Source organism: Neotamlana nanhaiensis (assembly GCF_000943555.1).
GTDB classification, from domain to species: domain Bacteria; phylum Bacteroidota; class Bacteroidia; order Flavobacteriales; family Flavobacteriaceae; genus Neotamlana; species Neotamlana nanhaiensis.
The window spans coordinates 298,541-320,407 of sequence record NZ_JTDV01000002.1; the positions used below are offsets into that span (position 1 = coordinate 298,541).

At 36.5% G+C, this 21,867-nt stretch carries 21 protein-coding genes; 9 read left to right on the plus strand and 12 right to left on the minus strand.

All coding sequences use genetic code 11. From position 1 onward, the window contains the following. Positions 1–13 precede the first annotated feature (13 nt). The 3 genes from PK35_RS04465 to PK35_RS04475 are packed head-to-tail and all read left to right on the plus strand — an operon-like array spanning position 14 to position 2,509. Positions 14–514 (plus strand): GNAT family N-acetyltransferase, encoded by a 501-nt coding sequence (locus PK35_RS04465; protein ID WP_044625485.1) that lies wholly within the window; start codon positions 14–16, stop codon positions 512–514. After that, positions 511–1,845, plus strand: a complete 1,335-nt coding sequence (locus PK35_RS04470; protein ID WP_044625486.1) for an MATE family efflux transporter — start codon at positions 511–513, stop codon at positions 1,843–1,845. The genes PK35_RS04465 and PK35_RS04470 overlap by 4 nt, the downstream gene beginning before the upstream one ends. Positions 1,846–1,873: 28 nt before the next feature. Further along, on the plus strand, positions 1,874–2,509 hold the full coding sequence (locus PK35_RS04475; RefSeq protein ID WP_044625669.1) for a transglutaminase-like domain-containing protein: 636 nt from the start codon (positions 1,874–1,876) through the stop codon (positions 2,507–2,509). Between the two features lie 148 nt (positions 2,510–2,657). Here PK35_RS04475 and PK35_RS04480 read toward each other — a convergent pair whose 3' ends face one another. After that, positions 2,658–3,287: a 2OG-Fe(II) oxygenase gene (locus PK35_RS04480; RefSeq protein ID WP_044625487.1), complete on the minus strand. Its 630-nt coding sequence runs from the start codon at positions 3,285–3,287 to the stop codon at positions 2,658–2,660. 116 nt (positions 3,288–3,403) lie between these two features. Between PK35_RS04480 and PK35_RS04485 the strand changes: the two genes are divergently transcribed. After that, positions 3,404–3,859: a 6-pyruvoyl trahydropterin synthase family protein gene (locus tag PK35_RS04485; protein ID WP_044625488.1), complete on the plus strand. Its 456-nt coding sequence runs from the start codon at positions 3,404–3,406 to the stop codon at positions 3,857–3,859. 205 nt (positions 3,860–4,064) lie between these two features. Beyond that, complete coding sequence (locus PK35_RS04490; protein WP_044625489.1) at positions 4,065–4,820, plus strand: UDP-2,3-diacylglucosamine diphosphatase; 756 nt, start codon at positions 4,065–4,067, stop codon at positions 4,818–4,820. A 45-nt stretch (positions 4,821–4,865) separates the two neighbouring features. Here PK35_RS04490 and PK35_RS04495 read toward each other — a convergent pair whose 3' ends face one another. The 6 genes from PK35_RS04495 to PK35_RS04520 form a co-directional block, all read right to left on the minus strand. Beyond that, the gene (locus PK35_RS04495) at positions 4,866–6,134 is read right to left on the minus strand and encodes an MFS transporter (protein WP_044625490.1); all 1,269 of its coding nucleotides are present in this window, start codon (positions 6,132–6,134) and stop codon (positions 4,866–4,868) included. A 54-nt stretch (positions 6,135–6,188) separates the two neighbouring features. After that, positions 6,189–6,548 (minus strand): DUF6686 family protein, encoded by a 360-nt coding sequence (locus PK35_RS04500; protein WP_044625491.1) that lies wholly within the window; start codon positions 6,546–6,548, stop codon positions 6,189–6,191. Positions 6,549–6,605: 57 nt separating this feature from the next. After that, positions 6,606–8,297: a single-stranded-DNA-specific exonuclease RecJ gene (gene recJ / locus PK35_RS04505; protein ID WP_044625492.1), complete on the minus strand. Its 1,692-nt coding sequence runs from the start codon at positions 8,295–8,297 to the stop codon at positions 6,606–6,608. 89 nt (positions 8,298–8,386) lie between these two features. Then, positions 8,387–8,809, minus strand: a complete 423-nt coding sequence (locus PK35_RS04510; protein ID WP_044625493.1) for an OsmC family protein — start codon at positions 8,807–8,809, stop codon at positions 8,387–8,389. Between the two features lie 49 nt (positions 8,810–8,858). Next, positions 8,859–10,121: a D-alanyl-D-alanine carboxypeptidase/D-alanyl-D-alanine-endopeptidase gene (locus PK35_RS04515; RefSeq protein WP_117624649.1), complete on the minus strand. Its 1,263-nt coding sequence runs from the start codon at positions 10,119–10,121 to the stop codon at positions 8,859–8,861. 12 nt (positions 10,122–10,133) lie between these two features. Next, on the minus strand, positions 10,134–10,883 hold the full coding sequence (locus PK35_RS04520; RefSeq protein ID WP_044625671.1) for a DeoR/GlpR family DNA-binding transcription regulator: 750 nt from the start codon (positions 10,881–10,883) through the stop codon (positions 10,134–10,136). 127 nt (positions 10,884–11,010) lie between these two features. Between PK35_RS04520 and PK35_RS04525 the strand changes: the two genes are divergently transcribed. After that, positions 11,011–14,202, plus strand: coding sequence for a SusC/RagA family TonB-linked outer membrane protein (locus PK35_RS04525; RefSeq protein ID WP_044625494.1), 3,192 nt, complete (start codon positions 11,011–11,013; stop codon positions 14,200–14,202). Between the two features lie 10 nt (positions 14,203–14,212). Next, entirely contained in the window at positions 14,213–15,691 is a 1,479-nt protein-coding gene (locus tag PK35_RS04530) for a SusD/RagB family nutrient-binding outer membrane lipoprotein (protein ID WP_044625495.1), read from the plus strand. Between the two features lie 62 nt (positions 15,692–15,753). Here the strand turns inward: PK35_RS04530 and PK35_RS04535 are convergent, their stop codons facing one another. The 5 genes from PK35_RS04535 to PK35_RS04555 all read right to left on the minus strand — a co-directional run bounded on the left by PK35_RS04535 (position 15,754) and on the right by PK35_RS04555 (position 19,987). Next, positions 15,754–16,773: an aminotransferase class I/II-fold pyridoxal phosphate-dependent enzyme gene (locus PK35_RS04535; RefSeq protein WP_044625496.1), complete on the minus strand. Its 1,020-nt coding sequence runs from the start codon at positions 16,771–16,773 to the stop codon at positions 15,754–15,756. Between the two features lie 4 nt (positions 16,774–16,777). Beyond that, positions 16,778–17,788 (minus strand): dipeptide epimerase, encoded by a 1,011-nt coding sequence (locus PK35_RS04540; RefSeq protein WP_044625497.1) that lies wholly within the window; start codon positions 17,786–17,788, stop codon positions 16,778–16,780. 259 nt (positions 17,789–18,047) lie between these two features. Further along, positions 18,048–18,392, minus strand: coding sequence for a HopJ type III effector protein (locus PK35_RS04545; RefSeq protein WP_044625498.1), 345 nt, complete (start codon positions 18,390–18,392; stop codon positions 18,048–18,050). Between the two features lie 24 nt (positions 18,393–18,416). After that, positions 18,417–19,088 carry a 16S rRNA (cytidine(1402)-2'-O)-methyltransferase gene (rsmI, locus tag PK35_RS04550; protein ID WP_044625499.1) on the minus strand — a complete coding sequence of 224 codons (672 nt, stop codon included), beginning with the start codon at positions 19,086–19,088 and terminating at the stop codon, positions 18,417–18,419. A gap of 179 nt (positions 19,089–19,267) precedes the next feature. Continuing rightward, positions 19,268–19,987, minus strand: coding sequence for a hypothetical protein (locus tag PK35_RS04555; protein WP_044625500.1), 720 nt, complete (start codon positions 19,985–19,987; stop codon positions 19,268–19,270). A 104-nt stretch (positions 19,988–20,091) separates the two neighbouring features. Between PK35_RS04555 and PK35_RS04560 the strand changes: the two genes are divergently transcribed. Then, positions 20,092–20,745, plus strand: coding sequence for a thymidine kinase (locus tag PK35_RS04560; protein WP_044625501.1), 654 nt, complete (start codon positions 20,092–20,094; stop codon positions 20,743–20,745). Then, positions 20,729–21,835 (plus strand): alanine racemase, encoded by a 1,107-nt coding sequence (alr, locus tag PK35_RS04565; RefSeq protein ID WP_044625502.1) that lies wholly within the window; start codon positions 20,729–20,731, stop codon positions 21,833–21,835. The genes PK35_RS04560 and alr overlap by 17 nt, the downstream gene beginning before the upstream one ends. Positions 21,836–21,867: the final 32 nt, after the last annotated feature.

Below are 21,867 nucleotides of genomic sequence, written 5' to 3' on the forward strand. Positions count from 1 at the left end.
GTAAACATTTTTAATGATTAGAAAAGCAAAAGTTTCAGATATTGATAGGCTATTAGAAATTACCAAAGCCTGCGCCGCTAGCATGATTGCGCAAAATATTTTTCAGTGGAACGAGTTCTATCCCAACAAAACACCCTTTTTAAACGATTTTAATCGTGACGAACTTTATGTGTTAGAAGTTGATAATAACGTTATGGGCTGCATTACCATTTCCACGTTTATGGATGAAGAATACATCCCTATAAAATGGCTTACTAAAAGCGAAAACAATATTTATATTCATCGTTTGGCGGTTCATCCAGAGCTTCAAGGTAAAGGCTATGCGCAACAATTAATGACATTTGCTGAGAATTACGCTAAAACCAATCAGTTTACTTCCGTGCGTTTAGATACCTTTTCGCAAAATCCAAGAAATGTAAAATTTTATGAAACTCGCGGTTATAAGCGCTTGGGTGATATCTTTTTTCCTAAACAAAGTGAATTCCCGTTTCACTGTTACGAACTTGTATTTTGAGCGCAGATATAAGTTTTAAACATATCAACAAATTAGCCATTCCCGCTTTAATTGCCGGTGTTTCCGAGCCCATTTTATCACTCACCGATGCCGCTGTGGTTGGCAACATCTCACAAAATGCCACCGAATCGTTGGCAGCAGTGGGTATTGTAACCACCTTTTTATCGATGCTTATTTGGGTATTAGGGCAAACACGTAGCGCCATTTCATCCATTGTGTCGCAATATGTAGGTGCGAACAAGTTAGACGAAATCACCAACTTACCAGCACAAGCTATTTTTATAATAACATCATTAAGCTTGCTTATTATTTTCGGCACTTATCCGTTTGCACGACCTATTTTTAAACTATATAACGCGAGTCATTTAATTTTAGATTACTGCGTAGATTATTACCGCATTCGTGTTTTTGGTTTCCCGTTTACGTTATTCACCATAGCCGTTTTTGGCGCATTTAGAGGTTTACAAAACACCTTTTACCCCATGATAATAGCTTTAATTGGCGCTGCTTTAAATATTGTTTTAGACTTTATTTTGGTTTACGGCATCACCGACATATTACCGGCAATGAACATAAAAGGTGCCGCGTACGCCAGCGTCATTGCCCAAATTATTATGGCTTTATTGTCGGCATTTTATTTACTTAAAAAAACACCGATTCCTTTAAAGTTGAGTTTTCCGTTTAATAAAGAAATTAAAAAATTCATTTTAATGATTTTAAATCTCTTTGTGCGCACGCTGGCATTAAACGTCACCCTATATTTTGCGAGTTCGTATGCCACCAGTTACGGTGCAAATTATATTGCGGCTTATACCATTGCTATAAACTTATGGTTTTTGGGCGCTTTTATAATTGATGGTTACGCCAGTGCAGGAAATATTTTATCGGGAAAACTTTACGGTGCAAAACAGTACAATTTACTCATTCAATTAAGCAACAAACTGATAAAATATGGCGTGGTTTTAGGCATTTCTACAGCCCTTATTGGCACTATTTTTTATTATCCTATCGGAAGAATTTTTACCAACGAAACCGAAGTTTTAGAAGCCTTTTATTCCATTTTCTTTGTTGTGTTACTCATGCAACCCTTGTGTGCTCTCGCCTTTATTTTCGATGGTATGTTTAAAGGCTTAGGCAAAATGAAATACCTTAGAAACGTCCTCCTATTTTCAACCTTCGTAGTATTTGTACCGTTACTGCTAGCATTAGATTATTTTGGGTATAAACTCAATGCTATTTTTATCGCTTTAACCATTTGGATTATCGCTCGCGGCCTACCGTTAATAGTTAAATTCAGGCAACTATTTTTACCGCTTGCTAAAAACCACTAAATTTACGTTACCACTAAACGTTGTATTTATGGATTATCTACAAGCCTCGTATTACCTCGATTTTAATCATAAAAACATTAAAAAAATCACATCAAAATTTAATGATGGTGGTTTATCCGATAAAGAAAAAGCCATTAAACTATACACCTTTGTTCGCGATAATTGGTTGTACAATCCCTATGATATTACCTTGTTAAAAGATCATTACAAAGCGAGCTTTATTGCCGAAAAACCATCGGGTAATTGCATAGAAAAATCGGTACTGCTTGTGGCTTGCTTACGCGGATTACATATTCCAGCGCGTTTGCATCTTGGTAAAGTAAAAAATCATATTGCCGTAGATAAACTCACCGAAAAATTTGGAAGTAACGAGCTCACACCGCACGGCATGGTAAATGTATATTTAAACGACAAATGGCTAAAACTATCGCCTGCTTTTAACAAATCGCTTTGCAAAAAATTTAACGTACCGCCTTTAGATTTTGATGGTGAAAACCACTCTTTTCTGCAACAATACAACAGCAAAGGCAATTTGTTTATGGAATATTTAGACGATTACGGACATTTCGCTGATGTGCCCCTCGATTTTATGAAAGCAAACATAAAAGAACATTACCCACATATTTTTGACACCGATGAATCTATAACAGAATTTAATCTGTAAATTAGCCGTTTAAAATCACAAATTAACACCTCAAAAAAACACCAAACCTATGGATATCATGTCTTTTTTAAGCGGTAGTGGCTTATTCTTACTTCTAGCCTTAATTTTAATTGTAGTTTACATTGTAAATCGCGTTCGTAAGCGCTAACTATCGCGTTTTTAACCAACCGGTAATACTAAAACGTTGCGTATTTACGGGCTTAACCTCGTGTTCTATAATTTGACTTTCAAAAATAACAACACGACCAGGAAACGGATAAATAACTTTTTCCTCATTTTTTAGGTAAAGCACCAATTCGCCACCATTTTCAGGCAACCAACCATCTTCGTTTAAGTAACAAACAAACGATAATTTTCTACGGTCATCATTTTGAAACGTATCAATATGGCGTTTATAAAACGTGCCTTTCGGGTAAATAGCGTAATGGAACTCTTTAAACAATACACCTAAAAAACAAGTGCGGTTTAAATAGCCAACAAGATCATTAATTTTAGTAAAAAACAAGCTTTCGGCAGCATTAGCTCTCAGCTCATCAATCCAAAAAATTAAATCGCCACGAATCGATTTTATAATGTTTTCGTTGGTTCGGTTTCCAATGGCAGCTTTTTTAAAATCGTCATCAGCTTTTCGTTTTAAAAGCGAATCTCTAAGTAATTCAACTTCCTTGTCCGAGAAAAAATTCTCAACAATACTGTATTGTTGTTGCGCTAAATCATCAATAATTTTTTCATAAAGCGCGTTTTCAACAAAATCAATGGCCTCAAACAAATGGCTCATAAGCAAATAGAAATAAAAATCTATCCACCGCGGATAAAAGTGCGCAAATGTAATCTAAAAATCAATTCGTAAAACAAAATGAATATCTTTGTAGCAAAATTTTTTCAGCAGCAATTATGAGCAACCATATTCGCATTACAAAACAGTTTTCTTTCGAGACAGGACACGCCCTTTACGGCTACGACGGCAAGTGTAAAAACGTACACGGCCACAGTTATAAACTCTCGGTAACGGTTATTGGCACGCCAATTTCCGATGTTAATAATGTAAAATATGGCATGGTAATCGATTTTGGCGACCTAAAAAAAATTGTAAAAGAAGAAATTGTTGACGTGTTCGATCATGCCACCGTTTTTAACAAAAACACCCCACACGTCGAGCTCGCCAAAGAGTTAAAAGATCGTGGACACAACGTGCTGTTGGTAGATTACCAACCCACCAGCGAAATGATGGTTATCGATTTTGCCAAAAAAATAAAAAAGCGCTTACCCAAACACATCAACTTACACTCGCTAAAGCTACAAGAAACCGACACCTCGTATGCCGAATGGTTTGCTTACGATAATATTTAGGGCGTTACCACAAGGGTCGGGCTTTCGCTACTCGCTTCGTGCTTTGGGCACGAGAGCTCAAACATGCCGCTCAATCCCTAACGCAAACCTATTTGGTAGTTAAGTGTTTAAAATTTAATTACCGCTTATTTGCACCTGTACAAGCAAAAACCGAATCCGTAAAAAAAGAGAAAACTGCCTTAGCAGGAATTATTATATTTACAACATGCAAATTCCAGAAGGAAAAAAAATATATTTCGCTTCCGATAATCACTTAGGCGCACCAACAAAAGAAGCCTCTCGCCCGCGCGAAAAAAAGTTTGTAGCTTGGTTAGACGAGATTAAGCACGATGCAGCAGCCATTTTTCTGGTTGGCGATTTATTCGATTTTTGGTTCGAGTATAAAACAGTTGTGCCAAAAGGCTTTACCCGAACCTTAGGTAAATTAGCCGAAATATCAGATTCCGGAATTCCTATTTATTACTTTGTTGGCAACCACGATTTATGGATGAATGGGTATTTTGAGGAAGAACTCAATATTCCTGTGTACCACAAACCACAAGAATTCACCTTCAATAACACCTCTTTTTTTATTGGTCATGGTGATGGTTTAGGTCCTGGCGACAAAGGCTATAAACGCATGAAAAAGGTATTCACGAACAAATTTTGTAAATGGCTGTTCCGTTGGTTGCATCCCGATATTGGCGTAAAACTAGCACAATACCTTTCGGTTGAAAATAAAATGATTTCGGGCGACGAGGATGCTAAATTTTTAGGCGAAGACAACGAATGGCTGGTACACTATTGCAAGCGTAAAGAAAGCCAAAAACATCGCGATTATTACGTGTTTGGTCATCGTCATTTGCCATTAGAAATTCCTATTGAAACCAACGCAAAATACATTAACCTCGGCGATTGGATTATTTATTTCACCTATGGTGTTTTTGATGGAAATTCGTTTGAGTTAAAAACCTATGAGTAGTTAAGACCTATCAGGTTTTAAAAACCTAACAGGTCTGTATAAAACTTAATCGTCTTTATCATGCGCCTCGTAATCTTCAGTTAAATCTAACTCACGAAGTACTTTGTTTTTATAGCCCAAACCAACAACAGTAAGCAATGTCATGGTACCACCAAAAACCACAGCTTTTGCGGGACCTAATAATTTAGCAGCCAAACCACTCTCGAAAGCGCCTAACTCGTTTGAAGAACCTACAAACATCGAGTTAACCGACGATACACGACCACGCATTTCATCAGGCGTTTTTAATTGTAAAATAGTTTGCCTAATCACCATCGAAATACCATCGGCAGCACCACTTAAAAACAAGGCCACAACGCTTACCCAAAATACAGATGATAGCCCGAAGGCTATAATACACAATCCAAAAATAAAGATGGAAACTAACAGCTTTTTACCTGCATTTTTAGAAATTGGCAAATAGGTTGTTAAAAACATACTGGCAATACTTCCTAAAGAAATAGAAGCATTAAGTACCCCAAAACCTTGCGAGCCTACCTTTAAGATATCTTGTGCAAAAACCGATAATAAAGCTACGGTGCCTCCAAAAAGTACCGCAATCATATCTAAAGTTAAAGCACCTAAAATGGCTTTATTTGTAAACACAAATTTTACACCAACAGCTAAACTATCTTTTACCGATTCACCTCGTTTAGGGTTTAAAATAGGTTTCTTTTTAATTCTAAATGTAAAAATTAAGGATAAAACCACAAGCACAAAAATGATGCACAGAGTTTTATCCACACCAATCCAATGAATAAAAAACCCACCAAAAAGCGCCCCTAAAACATTAGCAGCTTTCCATGTGCTAGTGCTCCATGTGGCTGCGTTTGGATATACCTTTTTAGGAACAATTAAGGCAATTAGTGAGAATATAGTTGGTCCAAAAAACGAACGTAAAAACCCACCAAAAAATACCAAAGTGTAAATGCCATACAAAATCGTTTTTGTAGACCAGTTGGCAACTACGGCATCCCAAGTCAGGCAAAATAAACCTAAGCTAATAAATGAAAATAAGGCAATGCAAAGTGCGAGTAAATTTCGTTTTTCGCTTTGGTCTACAATATGTCCTGCAAACAGTGCCATGGTAAAAGCAGGAATAATTTCCATTAAACCAATAATACCAAGTGCTAATGGGTCTTTGGTAAGGCTGTACACTTCCCATTCTATAACAATAAATTGCATAGACCAACCAAAAATTAAAAGAAAACGCATTAACAAGAAAATATTAAATTCCTTGTATTTTAAAGCGGCGTAAGGGTCGTTTTTTGCCATAGCTAAAAAACAACTAAAGTATAAAATAGCACCCTAATGGATATTTTAAAAAAGTTAATTTTTACACAAATCTTCAACGTAATCGTCGAGTTCTAGTTGAAATAAAGTGCCTTTTATTAAGTCTTCTACAGCATGTAATTCGCTTCTGTTTAATGCAACATCAATTTGTTTGCAAGGGGTTTTTAGAAGAATATTTCTGGAATCGCAATCTAAATCGCATTGATTACAAGGTAAATTCCATTTTGCAGCATTTACGCAGTTAAAAAAATCCTTCACTTCGTTATGGGTAAAATAAAACCCCATATCTCTAAAAATAATTTGAATTTTCTCTTGTACTTGGTTGGTAATTGGGTCTTTCCATTTAAAGGCAATGCCAAAACCATTGTGGTAAACTTTATAAATATCCTGCTGCATAATACTTGTTTATACAACAAATATAATAATTATTTAGAATAAATCTAAATAGAGTGATTATTTCACATCTCGAAGCTTTAATTGCAAGCTCGTTTGTCCTTGCCAGTGGTTTTCATCAATGGTGTACACCGCTTGAAATGGTGTTTTGTTGGCAACTACGTTAAGCTTATCACCTAAACCAAAACCAATACACACAAACTGATTGAGAGATTTGCGCTGTTTTACCGTGAGTCTTAAATGCGTTTTATCTTCGCCAACGCATTTTGCAAAACCTGTATCGGTTAAATTATCGCTCATAAAAACGGGTGTCATATTACTTGGTCCAAAAGGCGCAAACTGTTTTAAAATGCGGTAGAATTTGGGCGTAATATCTTCCAAATCGATTTTAAGATCGACTTTAATTTCCGGCGTTAATAATTTGGTATCTATGGTTTTTGAAACGACATCTTCAAAGGCTTGTTTAAACGCTTCATAATTAGCTTCGTGCAACGTTAATCCTGCAGCGTATTTGTGTCCGCCAAATTGTTCGATGTGTTCGCTGCACGCTTCCAAGGCATTGTAAACATCAAAACCAGAAACAGAGCGTGCCGATGCTGCCAGTTTATCACCGCTTTTAGTGAATACCAGTGTTGGGCGATAATAGGTTTCGGTTAATCTAGACGCCACAATACCTATAACCCCTTTGTGCCAACTTTCGTTAAAAACAACGGTTGTGAAACGTTCTTGCTCCTTTAAGGTTTCAATTTGTTGTAAGGCTTCTTCTGTAATTTGTTTGTCGGTTTCCCGTCGATCTAAATTGAAAGTTTCAATCTCGGCTGCGTTTTTTTCCGCTTCAGCGACATCCATTTCAGTTAATAGCGAAACAGCATAATCACCATGTTTCATTCGGCCAGCGGCATTAATTCTAGGAGCGACGATGAACACCACATCTGTAATGGTTAATTGCTCTTTTTTAACCTGAGAAATGATGGCTTTTATACCTGGTCTTGGGTTTGTATTGATAACTTCTAAACCATGATACGCCAGCACTCTGTTTTCGCCATCAATAGGAACAATATCGGCACCAATGGCAGTGGCCACCAAATCTAAATACGGTAATAAATCGGTAATTGTTTTGCCTTCTTTGGAGGCTAATGCTTGGATTAATTTAAAACCAACGCCGCAACCACAAAGTTCTTTGTACGGATAATTACAATCAGCTTGTTTCGCATCTAAAACAGCTGCTGCGTCTGGAATGTCGTTTCCTGGGCGGTGATGATCGCAAATTATAAAATCGATGCCTTTTTGTTTGGCATAACTAATTTTATCGATGGCTTTGATGCCACAATCGAGCGCTACAATGAGTGTAAAATCGTTATCGTGGGCAAAATCGATGCCTTGAATGGAAACGCCATAACCTTCGGTGTAACGATCGGGAATGTAAGTCGCCACATTAGGCGTTCGCGTCTTTAAATACGACGCCATTAGTGCCACCGATGTTGTGCCATCGACATCGTAATCGCCATAAACCAAAATATTTTCGTTATTTGCTAAAGCCTGCTCTATACGATTTACGGCTTTATCCATGTCTTTCATTAAAAACGGATCGTGTAAATCGTCAAGACTTGGGCGAAAAAACCGCTTCGCTTCGTCGTAGGTAGTAATACCACGCTGCACTAGTAATGTTGCCGTGGTTTCATCTACATGTAATGCTTTTTGTAAAGCTTCAACGGTATGTGTTTCGGGTTTGGGTTTTAGCGTCCAACGCATTTTAAGGTCTGAAGTTTTTAAGTTTTACTTCTTGATACAAATTAGCTTCGTTGTTTTCTTCAAAATTACTCGAAGTGCCAACTAACAAATTAATTATTATGAAAATGCGTTTGAATATCTAATTCGGCAAACTGACGAAACATTTCCATAACACCGCAGTATTTTTCAACCGATAAATCGACTGCTTTTTTTAGTTTCTTTTCATTTAAATTAGCGCCTGTAAAATGAAAATGCATGCCAACTTTATCGTAGTATTTTGGGTGTTCTTCGGTTAGGTTTGCTTCAATTTCAATTTTAAAATCTTCAACTTCAAGCTTCATTTTTTTAATTAAAGAAGCCACATCTAATCCCGAACAGCCTGCTAAACCAGAAAGCATTAGTGCTTTTGGACGGTAGCCTTCACTTTTACCGCCATTTTCTTCGCCAGCATCTATAAATAAATTGTGTCCTGATGGGTTGGTGCTTTCAAATTTCATATCGCCCAACCAGGTTGTTGTTATCTTGTTTGTCATGTTTTGTAGAATTTCAATAAATATCAAAAATACTACATATAAACCGAATTTAATAATTGTCGCGAAGCCATTCGAAAACGGTTTCCATGTGATGTTTTACTGCAATGGTAGATTGTCGGTAATGGTTGTTCATAAAACTAAAAATTAAGGTGTCGCCAGAATTAGTTATTAAATAACCACTTAACGAATAGTTGTTTCCAACGGTGCCCGATTTTGCATAAATGTACGGCGCATCGTTACCATGATAATAGCGTTTTAGTGTGCCTGTTTTTCCGCCAACGGGAAATAAATTGAAAAGTCGCTTTCGCGGAATTTCGCCGTATAATTTGGTTAATACTTGCACAAACGATGTTGGTGTAAATAAATTATAACGGCTTAATCCAGAACCATCTACCCAGCGTGGTTGCTGCTTTAAATCATTTAACTGATGTTTTAAAATATGCGTGCGTACACGTTGAGAACTTAATGTATCCGACAAGGTTGACGATGCCATAATAAGCATTTGTTCTGCAAGAAAGTTATCGCTTACGGCCATCATGTGTTTGTATAACGAATCTGAGGAGATGCCATAGGCAACTTGCTCAAAGGATTCGTTATTGGTGTTTTGAAAAGACACTTTATTAGGTAAAATAGCTTGCCAAAGTTGTTTAATTAAAGTCGAATCGATTACCAAAGGCACTTCAATGGTATCTTGCTGTTTTTTGTTGTAATAGAAAATATTTTGATTGTATTTGCGGCGTTTTCGTGTTAAAACTTCGGTTACATTTTGCGCTAAAGCTTCAGGAATTACTTGTAAGCTATCTGTTTTGCCAATGGTTGCAACATTGCCATACATAGGGAAACTGCTACGCTCGGGACTGAAGTAAGTGTCGTAATCTTCCCAAGCCCAACCAGGGCCAAATTTTTCATCTTCTAAATTATTGCAAATTACTTTTACATGACTGTAATTTTTACACAGATTGAGTGCTGTACTATCGTTAAAAAATGGGTGTAAAAATGTTGGGTTTCCTGTGCCTTTTATAGTAACGGTGTCTCCATCGGTTTTATATTTAAAAGCAGGAATATTGTTTGGTAACAATTCCAGTGCGCTGTATAATGTGAAAATTTTAGTGTTGCTTGCTGGTGTAAAATAACAGTTGGCGTTGTAGCTAAAAACAGTATCGTTTGTTTTAGGATTATACACTAAAAAACCCGTAAACTGATTGTCGTAAAAAGGCGTTTCAAGCTGCCTAGAAATATGTTTTGTAATGCGACCAGATTTGCAAGCCGAAGCACAAACAATAAGCACTAACACAACAATCCTTTTAATCATGTTTTTAGTTTTTTAGATGATGGTTAAATCTAAGGCTTTAAAATCGCTAAACATACTGTGGTCCGGATTAATATCGGAAACTATAGCATCAATTTCTGTAATAGGCACAACAGAATGTCGTTTTACCGAGTTTACGCGACTACTTACACACATTACCACCACGTAATTTGAGGCGCGAATCATACTGTTTTTTATGCGTGACACTTCCCAGTTGGGTTCTGTTAAGCCGCGAGAGATATCAATACCATCGGTTCCCATAAAACAAATATCGGCACTTATATTATAAATGGGGTTTACTACATCTATACCTACGGTAACTTGCGCTTCTTTATTTAATTTTCCGCCAATAAAAATAACTTCGATGGCTGGGTGATGCGATAACTCTACCGCAATTGGCAGACTGTACGTGTAAATAGTAGCGTTAATTTCTGACGGAATAATTTTGGCAAGTTCTAAATTTGTAGAACTACCACTCATAATAATTACTTGTCCGCTTTTTAATAGTTTCACGGCTTTTAAAGCAATTTTCTTTTTTTCATCAATATCGGCAGTACTACGCTCGTCGTACGAACGCACTCGTATTTCTTTAAGCAAGGCACCACCGTGCACTCTATAAATTAAATCTTGTAATTCAAGTTCTTTTAAATCACGTCGAATGGTGTCTTCGGAAACTTGCAGTTCGTCACTCAAATTTTTAGACAACACTTTTTTACTTGTTTTAAGCATATCTAAAATTAATTTATGACGCTCCTGTTTTAACATATTTGTTGAGAATTTTTTTATAAATATGCAATTTTCAAATTTATTTTGCAAAAAAAATGCACAAACACGCAAAAAAACGCATTACTTTTTTTATATTTGAGTGACTATTAACTCAAAATTAATTCGTATGAAGAAAAAAACTACCCTCGCTCTTCTTGTTTTTTTCACAACCACTTGTAGTTTATTGTTTGCCCAAAACATTACTGTAAGCGGTAAGGTAACCGACGCTTCTGGCGTGCCTTTACCTGGTGTGAATATTCAAATTAAAGACACAAACCAAGGAACCTCAACCGATTTTGATGGTGTATACAGCATTTCGGCAAAAACTGGCGATGTGCTAACCTTTTCGTTTATTGGTTTTGAAACCAAAGAAGTTAGCGTTGAAGGCTCAACCTTAAATGTAAGCTTAACCGAAAGCACCGATGCACTCGATGAAGTTGTTGTTACCGCTTTTGGTATTGAAAAGAAAGAAAAATCGCTTGGTTATTCTGTAACGCAAGTAAAAGCCGAAGATTTAAATTTAACTGGTAATACCAACCCTATTTTGGCTTTGCAAGGTCAGGTTGCAGGTTTGCAAATTAGCAACCCTTCTGGTACTGCTGGTGGCGGTGTAGATATTTTGGTTAGAGGGATGTCTTCTATGGATCCCACACAAAACAACCAACCGCTTATTATTATGGACGGTGTTACTTTAAACAACGATACATTTACTGGTAGTATTCTACCGGCAGCAGGTAGTAATGCTTCTGGTAGTAACGAGCAATTTTCGTTTGCTAGTAGAATTGGCGATTTAAATCCAGAAGATATTGATAGCTTTAACGTACTTAAAGGTGCCGCCGCAACAGCGCTTTATGGTAGCGCAGGCGCAAATGGCGTAATTGTAATTACCACTAAAAAGGGAAAACAAGGGAAGCCAAAAATTAATTTAAGTGTTTCTACAACGCTTAGTAATGTTACAAAAGCTCCCGAATTACAAAAAGAATTTAGACAAGGTTTTTACGGCGAAACAAACACCTTGTACTTCCCCGAAACACAGTCGGGATACCAATACATTTCTGGAACATCAAGCTCGGGACCTTATAATTGGGGAGTAAGATATTCTGATAATTCCATTTTACAAGATGGAGAAACTTACGATTTATCGAATGATAAGTTTTACGACCCATACGACGAGCTGTTCGATACCGGCATAAATAAAAATATTAATTTTGATATTTCTGGAGCAACCGAAAAAATAGACTATTACTTTTCGGCAGCAAACTCGAAAACCGATGGTATAATTCCTTATACCGATTTTGCTAAAACAGCCTTACGATTTAAAGCTGGTTTTCAGGCTACCGAAAGTTTTAAAATAAATACCTCGGTAATGTATACCAAATCTGATTCTAGAAAACCAACTGGTGGTGATAAATCTATTATTAGTGCCTTAGGATATTGGTCGCCAACCTTCCCAATTAACGATTTTCTTAACGCCGACGGATCGTCTAGAAACCCATACCCAGGATGGATAGACAACCCAAAATATAACGCCTACATTAGCGGTTTAACCGAAGATACTAACCGCTGGTTAGGAAACTTAAATTTAAACTGGACACCTAAAGAATGGGTTAATATTAATTACACCGCACAGGTTGATAATTATACAACGCTTCTTAATCGTTTTGTACCACCAGAATTAGATACTGGTTCTCAAGTAAATGGCTTTATTATAGATCAAGTTTACGATTTTATGGGACTAGAATCTAACTTATTAGCAACCTTCACAAAAGACATTTCCGAAAAACTTTCGGCGTCTCTACTTGTTGGTAACTCGGTTAGAGATTTTAAAAGAACATCTTATAGAATGTATGGGCAAAATTTAAATATTCCTCATTTTAATCATATGAGTAATGCCCAAGAAAACTTTACAGTTTCAAATTATGTGGCTCAAACAAGAACTATTGGTGTTTTTGGAGAATTAAAACTCGATTACGACGATAAATTATTCCTTTCGGTTACAGGAAGAAACGACTGGTCGTCAACACTTCCAATAGAAAACAACTCCTATTTTTATCCATCGGTTAGTTTAGCATACAACATTCAAAGTTTATTTGGAACTAACGATATTTTTAGTTTTGGAAAACTTAGAGTTTCTTATGCGCAAGTGGGTAACGACACTACTTTTGGTCAAACCGGATACTTCTTCTACCCAGATGGTAATTTCCCATGGGGTGGCACAGGCGGTTATATTGCCGACAAAACCATTGCTGACCCAAATCTTAAGGCAGAAATGACCAAAGGTTGGGAATATGGTGCTGATTTACGTTTCTTTAAAAACCGATTTAGGGTAGATTACGCTTACTTTAAAAGCAACGTTCATGATGCTATTTTTTCAACAAATACAGCACCTTCAACATCGGTTACCTCAATAAAAAGAAATTCAGGATTGTATGAAACAAGCGGACACGAACTTTTAATAAGTGGAGATATTGTAAAATCGAAAGATTTAAATGTTTCTTTAACTTATAATTTTGCGAAAAACCAAGGAAAGATTGTAGACTTACCCGAAGAAGTACCATACATTAACTTCTCTACCGATCTTACTGGAGCATACCTTTATTTACAACCAAGAGAAGGTGATAATATTGGTGCTATTTATGGTTATGAGTTTGATAGAACTGAAGACGGCGAACTTATTATAGATTCTAGCATTGGTTTACCAACAACAACAGTAACCGATGATGCGCTTAAAATAGTAGGCGATGCCACTCCCGATTTCATTATGAGTTTAGGAAGTAACATTAAATGGAAAAATTTTGCCTTTAATTTTATGTTCGAATGGAAAAAAGGTGGCGATAAATACTCTTGGCAACGTTATATTTTAAACCGTATGGGACAATCACAATTTACCATGCAGTTTAGAGAAGGCGATGGCCAATACCTCTTTGATGGTGTTATGGAAGACCCAGATAACCCTGGAACCTATATACCTAATACCACCGTTGCCGATTTTTCTCCAGAATCGGTTACTGGTTATAGAATGTTTAACTGGACGGCTTATGGACGAAGAAATGCCGAATATTTATTACAAGACGCCTCTTGGGTAAAAATAAGAAGTCTAGGTTTTAGTTATAGCATTAATCCTTCTATCTTAGAAAAACTACACCTTAGTCGTTTCGAGTTTAGTGCAAACCTAAACAACATTTTACTGTGGACACCTTTTGATGGGTTCGATCCGGAAGGAAGTGATTACTCTGCAGGCAGTAATAAATACGGGTTTACAGGTAGAGGTATTCCTTTAACCGAAAATTACTCATTTGGTTTAACTGTAGGATTTTAAAAAAAGCATTATGAAAAATAAAATAAAAAACATACTCCTTTTAGTTTTACTAACTACAGGAATTTATAGTTGCGAAGACTATTTAGACGTAAACACCCCTTCGAGTGCACAAACCGAAGAAGCTTTAGATATGAAAGACATTATTGGCCCAGTAATGTTTAACACCGTATACGCCTTTTACTATGCCGAATTATCGTATGGAAATTATACGCAATATTTTGGATCGTATGGTTATGGCGCTGCCGGATTAACCAGTACCTCATCTACATGGTCCAATATTTACACTGAAGCTTTACCAAATATTGAAGTTTTAAAAACCAAAGCCGACGAGCAAGGTGCTGTCCATTATAAAGCGGTAGTAAAAATACTTGAAGCTGTAAATTTAAGCTTAGCTGTAGAATGTTGGGGCGATGTACCCTATTCTGAAGCCGGAGATGCCTTCACCTTTCCTTACCCAAAATTAGATGATGGCGAAACTGTTTATGCACAAGCCTTAAGTATACTTAACGAAGCAATTTCAGATTTAGAAGGCGCGGACAACTCTCAAATTTTAATGGGTGCCGAAGATTTATTTTACGATGGCGATTTCGACCAATGGTTGCGAGCCGCATACACATTTAAAGCGCGTATGCAATTAAAATTAATAAATACAGGTGGCGCAACGGCTAGCGATGTTTTAGCTTCAATAAATAATGGTTTTACATCAAATAGCGACAATATTATGCTCGAGTTTCCCGAAGGAGAAATAAATCCATTTTACTCTACCAATATTTTAGCTCGAAACACCTCGAATTTCTATCGCGCTCCAAACGACCAAATTGTGAGCATGATGAATGGTACCACGTACCCTTTTGAAAGTGGTGTAGTTGAAATTGACCCAAGACTTCCGGAATTTTTCGAAAACGAAGGCGAACCTGGTGATCCTTGGAGAGGTTTTATGAATGGCGGAACTGGTGAATCGTCTGATGGTGAAGACGGAAATACATTTTATAAAGATGGTGGTTATCACACCAGCGCCACTGCTCCATTAATTTTAATGACTTATGCTGAAGCCATGTTTATTAAAGCTGAAGCCGAATTTTTAGCCAATGGCGGTACCACTACAAGCTCTGGAATCTCAACCGCCGGTTACAATGCTTACTTAGCAGGAATTGAAGCAAGCATGGATGAAATTGGAGTTAGCGGTACAGATTACCTCGCCGATACAGCTGTTGCAGTTGGAGAAGCAGGACTTATGCTTAACCATATTATGAAAGAAAAATACATAGCAAATTTTCATAATGTTGAAACTTACAACGATATGCGCCGTTACGATTTTTCGTCGGATGTTTTTAAAGATTTAGCGCTTCGATTGGAAGAAGATTCTGAAAGTGAATATGTAGGGCAATGGTTTAGACGCTCAATTTATCCTTCAACAGAAACAAATTCAAACGAAAATATTACCTACGACGAAACTACTTCAATTACCAATATTTGGCTTTTTGAATAATAGTTGATTTTTTTGATAGCGAGTAAAAAACCTTAGCAGAAATGCTGAGGTTTTTTTTGTTATCAACTCAAGGTTTTCTTCAGTTTTAATAAATCGTCTTTGGTGTGGTTTGCTGTAATAACAATACGACTCATAAAGTTTTTGTAAGTTGGGTATTTAAAATTGGTAATTACAATTTGTTCTTTGAGTAGTTTGGGGTACAAGGTTTCGTCTTCAGAATAAATAACAGGATAATCCTTGTGAAATTTTAAGGCTTCGGAAGGTTTAAAATCATCAAACAAAAACTGTAAGTTTTCTTTAAGCTGCTCTTGTTGTGTTTTAATAATTGCTTGAGATTTTAAATAGGCATACAAATACGCCGAATTTGTGCACGACGATGATACAAATAATGCTTCGCTTTTTAAATCTTCAATAAAATCGGCATCAGAAGCAATAATACCTCCTGATAACCCTAAAGCTTTCCCTAACGACGACACCATTATTTTTCGATGTAAACAGGTGTTGGGTATACTATTAAAAACACCATTCCCATGTTTACCCATAATGCCTAAACTATGCGATTCATCAACAATTAAAGTGATTTTTTTAGCTTTTGAAATAGTTTCAAGTAAATTAAAATCAGTCGCTTCAACCTCTAAACCTAAAATAGCATCGGCGGTTATTACAACATCCTCTGCAGTGTTATTTAATAATTTTGGGTGTAAATTTCCATCAATAAACAAGGGCAAACTGTTGTTTTGTAAAATAGCAGGATGCGTTTTGGGGTAATGATAAAAAGAACAATTCTTTTTCGAAAAATGTTCCAATACCAATTTCCCTGCTAAAGTTCCCGATGAGGTAGTAACAACAGCTTCAGCACCAATTTGTTCTGCAAAAAGCGCTTCGGCTTCCTCAAAAATAGATAGTTTTATGTTTGAGTTTCTTGAGCTTCCGTAAAACGAACCCCAAATTTTTAAACCTTCGGATAAATGTTCTAAAAAAGTTAGGTGTGTTGGTAAGCCCAAATAGGCGGTGCCTCCAAAATATAGATAATCTTCACCTTCAATTTGAATTATTCTGTCTGGAAATTGGTTTACAATCATTTTCTTAAATTAAAGTAACGCCAACGCCATTTTTAGTACTGTAGTTTATAACGCCGTTTGTTATGGTTACGCCGTTTGCGATATCTTCGGAAAGTAAAAGCGCCCCATCCATATCTACATAATCGAGTAGCGGTAGTAAATGTGCAATGGCCGAAATACCAACCGAGGATTCCGTCATACAACCCACCATGGTTTTCATGCCTAAGCTTTTAGCTTCATTAAGCATGCGACGCGCCGGTGTTAATCCGCCACATTTTACCAGCTTAACGTTTACGCCATGAAAGTGGTTGTGGCATTGTTTAATATCGCCTTCTACTTGGCAGCTTTCGTCGGCAATAATTGGTAAAACCGATGTTTCAAACACTTTTTTATGGCCGTCCCAATCATCGGCTTTTAAGGGTTGTTCTAAAAATTCAACACCCAGTTTTTTTAATTCAATAGCATTTTTAATAGTTTCATCTACAGTCCAACCGCAATTGGCATCAATTCTAAAAACGGCATCGGTATGTTTACGAAGTTCGGTTACAATTTTAATATCTTCTTTAGTGCCTAACTTAATTTTATAAATGGGCCATGGCAATTCTTTCATTTTGGCTACCATTTTTTCAACGGTATCAATACCAATAGTATAATCGGTTAACGGATTGTTCTCGGTTTTGTAACCCCAAAGTTCGTAAAGTTTTTTGCCTTGTTTTTGGGAATATAAATCGGTAAAAGCTAAATCTAATGCGCAAAGAGCAAACATGTTATTTTTAAGTTTGGGATAAAATACGTCCCAAAAGGCTTCGGGTGTTTTGTTTTTATGTGCTTGTATCTCTGGAATTAATGCCGAAATAGCATCTCGCATTTTTTCAACCGTGATATTGTAATACGGATTAGAAGTGGCTTCACCTAAACCCAAAAAACCATCATCATTCAATTGAACAATTAATGAGGGTTGTACATCGTGCGACTCGCGCGAAATGGTAAATGTATGTTTTAGTTTTAGTTGATAAGGCTTTAAAATAACCTCCATAAACATTGGGTTTTAGTGTGTAGTGAAGGTACTAAAATAAGAGATAAATCGCTATTGATTTTGAGGTTTTAACGCATTTTATTGCCACAAATTCACAAATGCTTTTCATTAAAAAAAATTGATTTAGTTTTGAAAAAGATTCTGAATCAAGTTCAGAATGACATATCGTTTAAAGTATATTATCAGTATAAAAACCGAAGAGTTTCATTTAAAAAACAAGATTCTTCAGTCGTTTGGCTTTTTGAATGATAATAAAATGCTATTTCTCCACTAAAACCTCGCCTTCAAAGGTTAAACCTTCAAAGCCCGTTTTCATAAAATTTCTTATGTTTTGGTGTCCAGTTCCATCAGGATCGTTTAAAACCTCATCGAAATAAAACTGACCAAAACAAGCTAACGTTTCTGCTTTACTAAAATTTTGCTTTTTAGCAAAGGCAAACAATTTACATGAACCCGAATTTTGCCCCGCCTCATTATGTAAATCGCCATTTGTAAATGCTGTTGGCGTAAAATTGTAGTTCGCCTCAATGGTTTCCATAGTTTCTGAAAACGCGATGGCTTTTGAGTTGTTTTTTAGTTTGGTTGTGAAGGTATCAATAGTCATTTTATGTTTTATTTACGCGTTAGTTTATTTTTTTCCGCCTACAATAATAACAATTTCTCCTTTAGGCAGCTTGTTGGTGTAATAATCTAACACCTCTTTGGCTGTACCTCGAATGGTTTCTTCAAACATTTTAGTTAATTCACGAGAAACCGATACCTCTCTGTCTTCACCAAAATACTCGCAAAAATGCCCAAGGGTTTTTACTAATTTATGTGGGCTTTCGTAAAAAATCATGGTGCGGGTTTCTTCGGCGAGTAATGTTAATCGGGTTTGACGCCCTTTTTTTACAGGTAAAAAACCTTCGAATATAAACTTATCGTTTGGTAAACCGCTGTTTACCAATGCAGGCACAAATGCCGTAGCACCTGGTAAACATTCAATATCAATTTCGTTTTCTATACAAGCTCTTGAGAGTAAAAAACCTGGATCGGAAATAGCAGGTGTACCAGCATCGCTTACCAAAGCAATGGTTGTTCCTGCTTTTAATTTTTGTATGATACTGTTAACCGTTTTGTGCTCGTTATGCATATGGTGCGACTGCATTGGTGTTGCAATTTCGAAGTGTTTGAGGAGCTTGCCCGATGTTCGCGTGTCTTCGGCTAGTATTAAATCCGCTTCCTTTAGTACCTCAATGGCACGAAAGGTTATGTCTTTTAAATTGCCTATTGGTGTTGGTACAATGTAGAGTTTACTCATGTGTTAGTGATTGCAGTGGCATCCTTTTTTTATTGAACGGGCTTTAAAATAATTTAAAAAACCTATTACATGTTGAAGTGCTTTAACATTGCAAATGTATTACAAATAATAAAAAAAGATATAACGAAAAGCACGACCGCGCTTGCGATAGCTATTTTAGCGCGGTAACACCCAAAAACTTAATTGAATTTAGCTTCTATAATTTCTAAAAAGCGTTCTTCAAACTCTTCTTTTCCTAACCAATTGTTGTAATCGGGCTTAATCATGTTACCTATAAATTGTTGGGCTTCGCTAAAGGTTTCCGTGGTGTTTAATTGCGAAATAACACGGTCGTAATCTTCACTTTTACCATTAAAAAGGTTCTTTATAAATGCAATTTTATCGTTTAAGCCAATGTTTAACTTATTGATATTGAGTTTGTCGTTAAGCGATTTTTTTTCGGTTGCTACCGGATTTACTTTAGTGACTGGTTCGAAAATTGGTGTTTCTTTAAAACCGGCAGTAATATCGTCGAAATCGGGTTTTTGCTGCGTTTTTACTGGCGTCGCTTGCTCCACTTTTTCGGGCATAAGCGTTACCATATCTTTAATTTTATGTATGGCGTGCTCCATGATTTCCTCTTCGTTGTCGTCTTCAAGTTTTATATAAACCTTGTCTTCTACCTCAATACTATCGCTAATTTTATTGTTAAAAGCACTGTCGAGCATGCCAAAAAAAGACGAGTTGCTACCAATACTTGGCATGCCTGCTTCGGCGTTTTCTTCGGCAAATTTTAAAACAGAAAGTTTCTCGAACAACAAGGCAACTTCGGCGTGCATTTTAAAAATATCTTCTTTTCCTTTAAGTTTCAGAATTCTATGTGCAATACTAATGAGTTCAGATTCTAACTTCTTCTTCATTATTTTATTTTTTAATTGTTATTAACAGGCGTTTGTTTTTTAATAAATTTGCGCCACCTTTATACAAACGAAAATTCGATTTGTTTTAGTGTTAAATTTACAAAATGTTTCTTGAAAATACAGTAAATCATAAAGAACAATTTGGTTGGATTGAAGTTATTTGTGGCTCCATGTTCTCTGGTAAAACCGAAGAGCTTATTCGCCGATTAAAACGCGCCCAATTTGCAAAGCAGAAAGTTGAAATTTTTAAACCTGCGATAGATGTGCGTTACGACGAAGAAATGGTGGTGTCGCATGATGCTAACGAAATTCGATCGACGCCCGTGCCTGCCGCTGCCAATATTCCTATTTTGGCCGATGGTTGCGATGTTGTTGGTATTGATGAAGCCCAGTTTTTCGACGATGAAATTGTACGCATTTGTAACGACCTAGCAAATAAAGGGATTCGTGTAATTGTGGCTGGTTTAGATATGGATTTTAAAGGCAATCCTTTTGGCCCAATGCCCAATTTAATGGCCACGGCCGAATACGTTACCAAAGTACACGCCGTTTGTACCAGAACTGGAAATTTGGCGCAATACAGTTACCGCAAAGCGCAAAACGATAAATTGGTGCTTTTAGGTGAAACTGAAGAATACGAACCGCTTAGTAGAGCTGCATATTACAAAGCTATGATGCGCGATAAAGTGCATAACATAAAGGTAAATAACCCAGAGGAAATACCTAAACCCAACAAGCCCGATGCCGAAAGCCAATGAAACGGTGCTGGAAATAAACTTAACTGCACTACAACAAAACTATAATTACCTAAAATCGAAACTACAACCAAACACTAAATTTTTAGCGGTTGTAAAAGCTTTTGCATATGGTAACGATGCCGAAGCCATTGCCAAACACCTGGAAACACTTGGCGCCGATTATTTTGCCGTAGCCTACACCAGCGAAGGTATTGCGCTAAGAAAGGCTGGCATAAAAACGCCTATTTTAGTGTTACATCCACAAGCGGTAAATTTTAAAACATTATTAGAATACAGGTTAGAACCTAGTTTATATAGTCTTAAAATTTTAGAGGAGTTTATAGCATTGACTTCCGCCGAAAATATGCAAAATTATCCTATTCATCTTAAATTTAATACGGGATTAAACCGTTTGGGTTTTACAGATGAAGCTATTAATGCCATTGCTAAAATTTTAGAAAATAATGATGCTGTTGTTGTAAAATCGGCATTTTCGCATTTGGTTGCCAGCGAAGATTTAAACGAAAAGGTATTTACTCAAAATCAAATTAAAAAATTTACAAGTATTTCCCATAATGTAATAGATGCATTGGGTTATAAGCCAATATTTCATTTGTGTAATACATCGGGTATTTTAAATTATCCTGAAGCGCATTTCGATATGGTTCGCAGTGGTATTGGGTTGTATGGCTTTGGAAATTCTGCAAAAGAAAACCAAAATTTTACACCAATTGGTACTTTAAAAACGGTTATTTCTCAAATTCATACCATTAAAAAAGGCGCGTCGGTGGGTTATAATAGAGCGCATATTGCAGCTACCGATATGAAAACAGCAACTTTACCTATTGGTCATGCCGATGGTATTGGTCGACAATACGGAAAAGGCAAGGGTTTTGTTGTTATTAATAACCAAAAAGCCCCAATTGTTGGCAATGTTTGTATGGATATGATTATGGTTGATGTTACAAATATTACTTGTAACGAAGGAGATGAAGCTATAATTTTCGATCAAACACATACTGCTGAAGCTCTTGCTGAAGGTGCTAAAACCATTTCGTACGAAATTATTACAGCTATTTCACAACGCGTTAAACGTAGGTATTTAAAGTAAACTTTAATATTTTATTGATTTTTTTATTTACC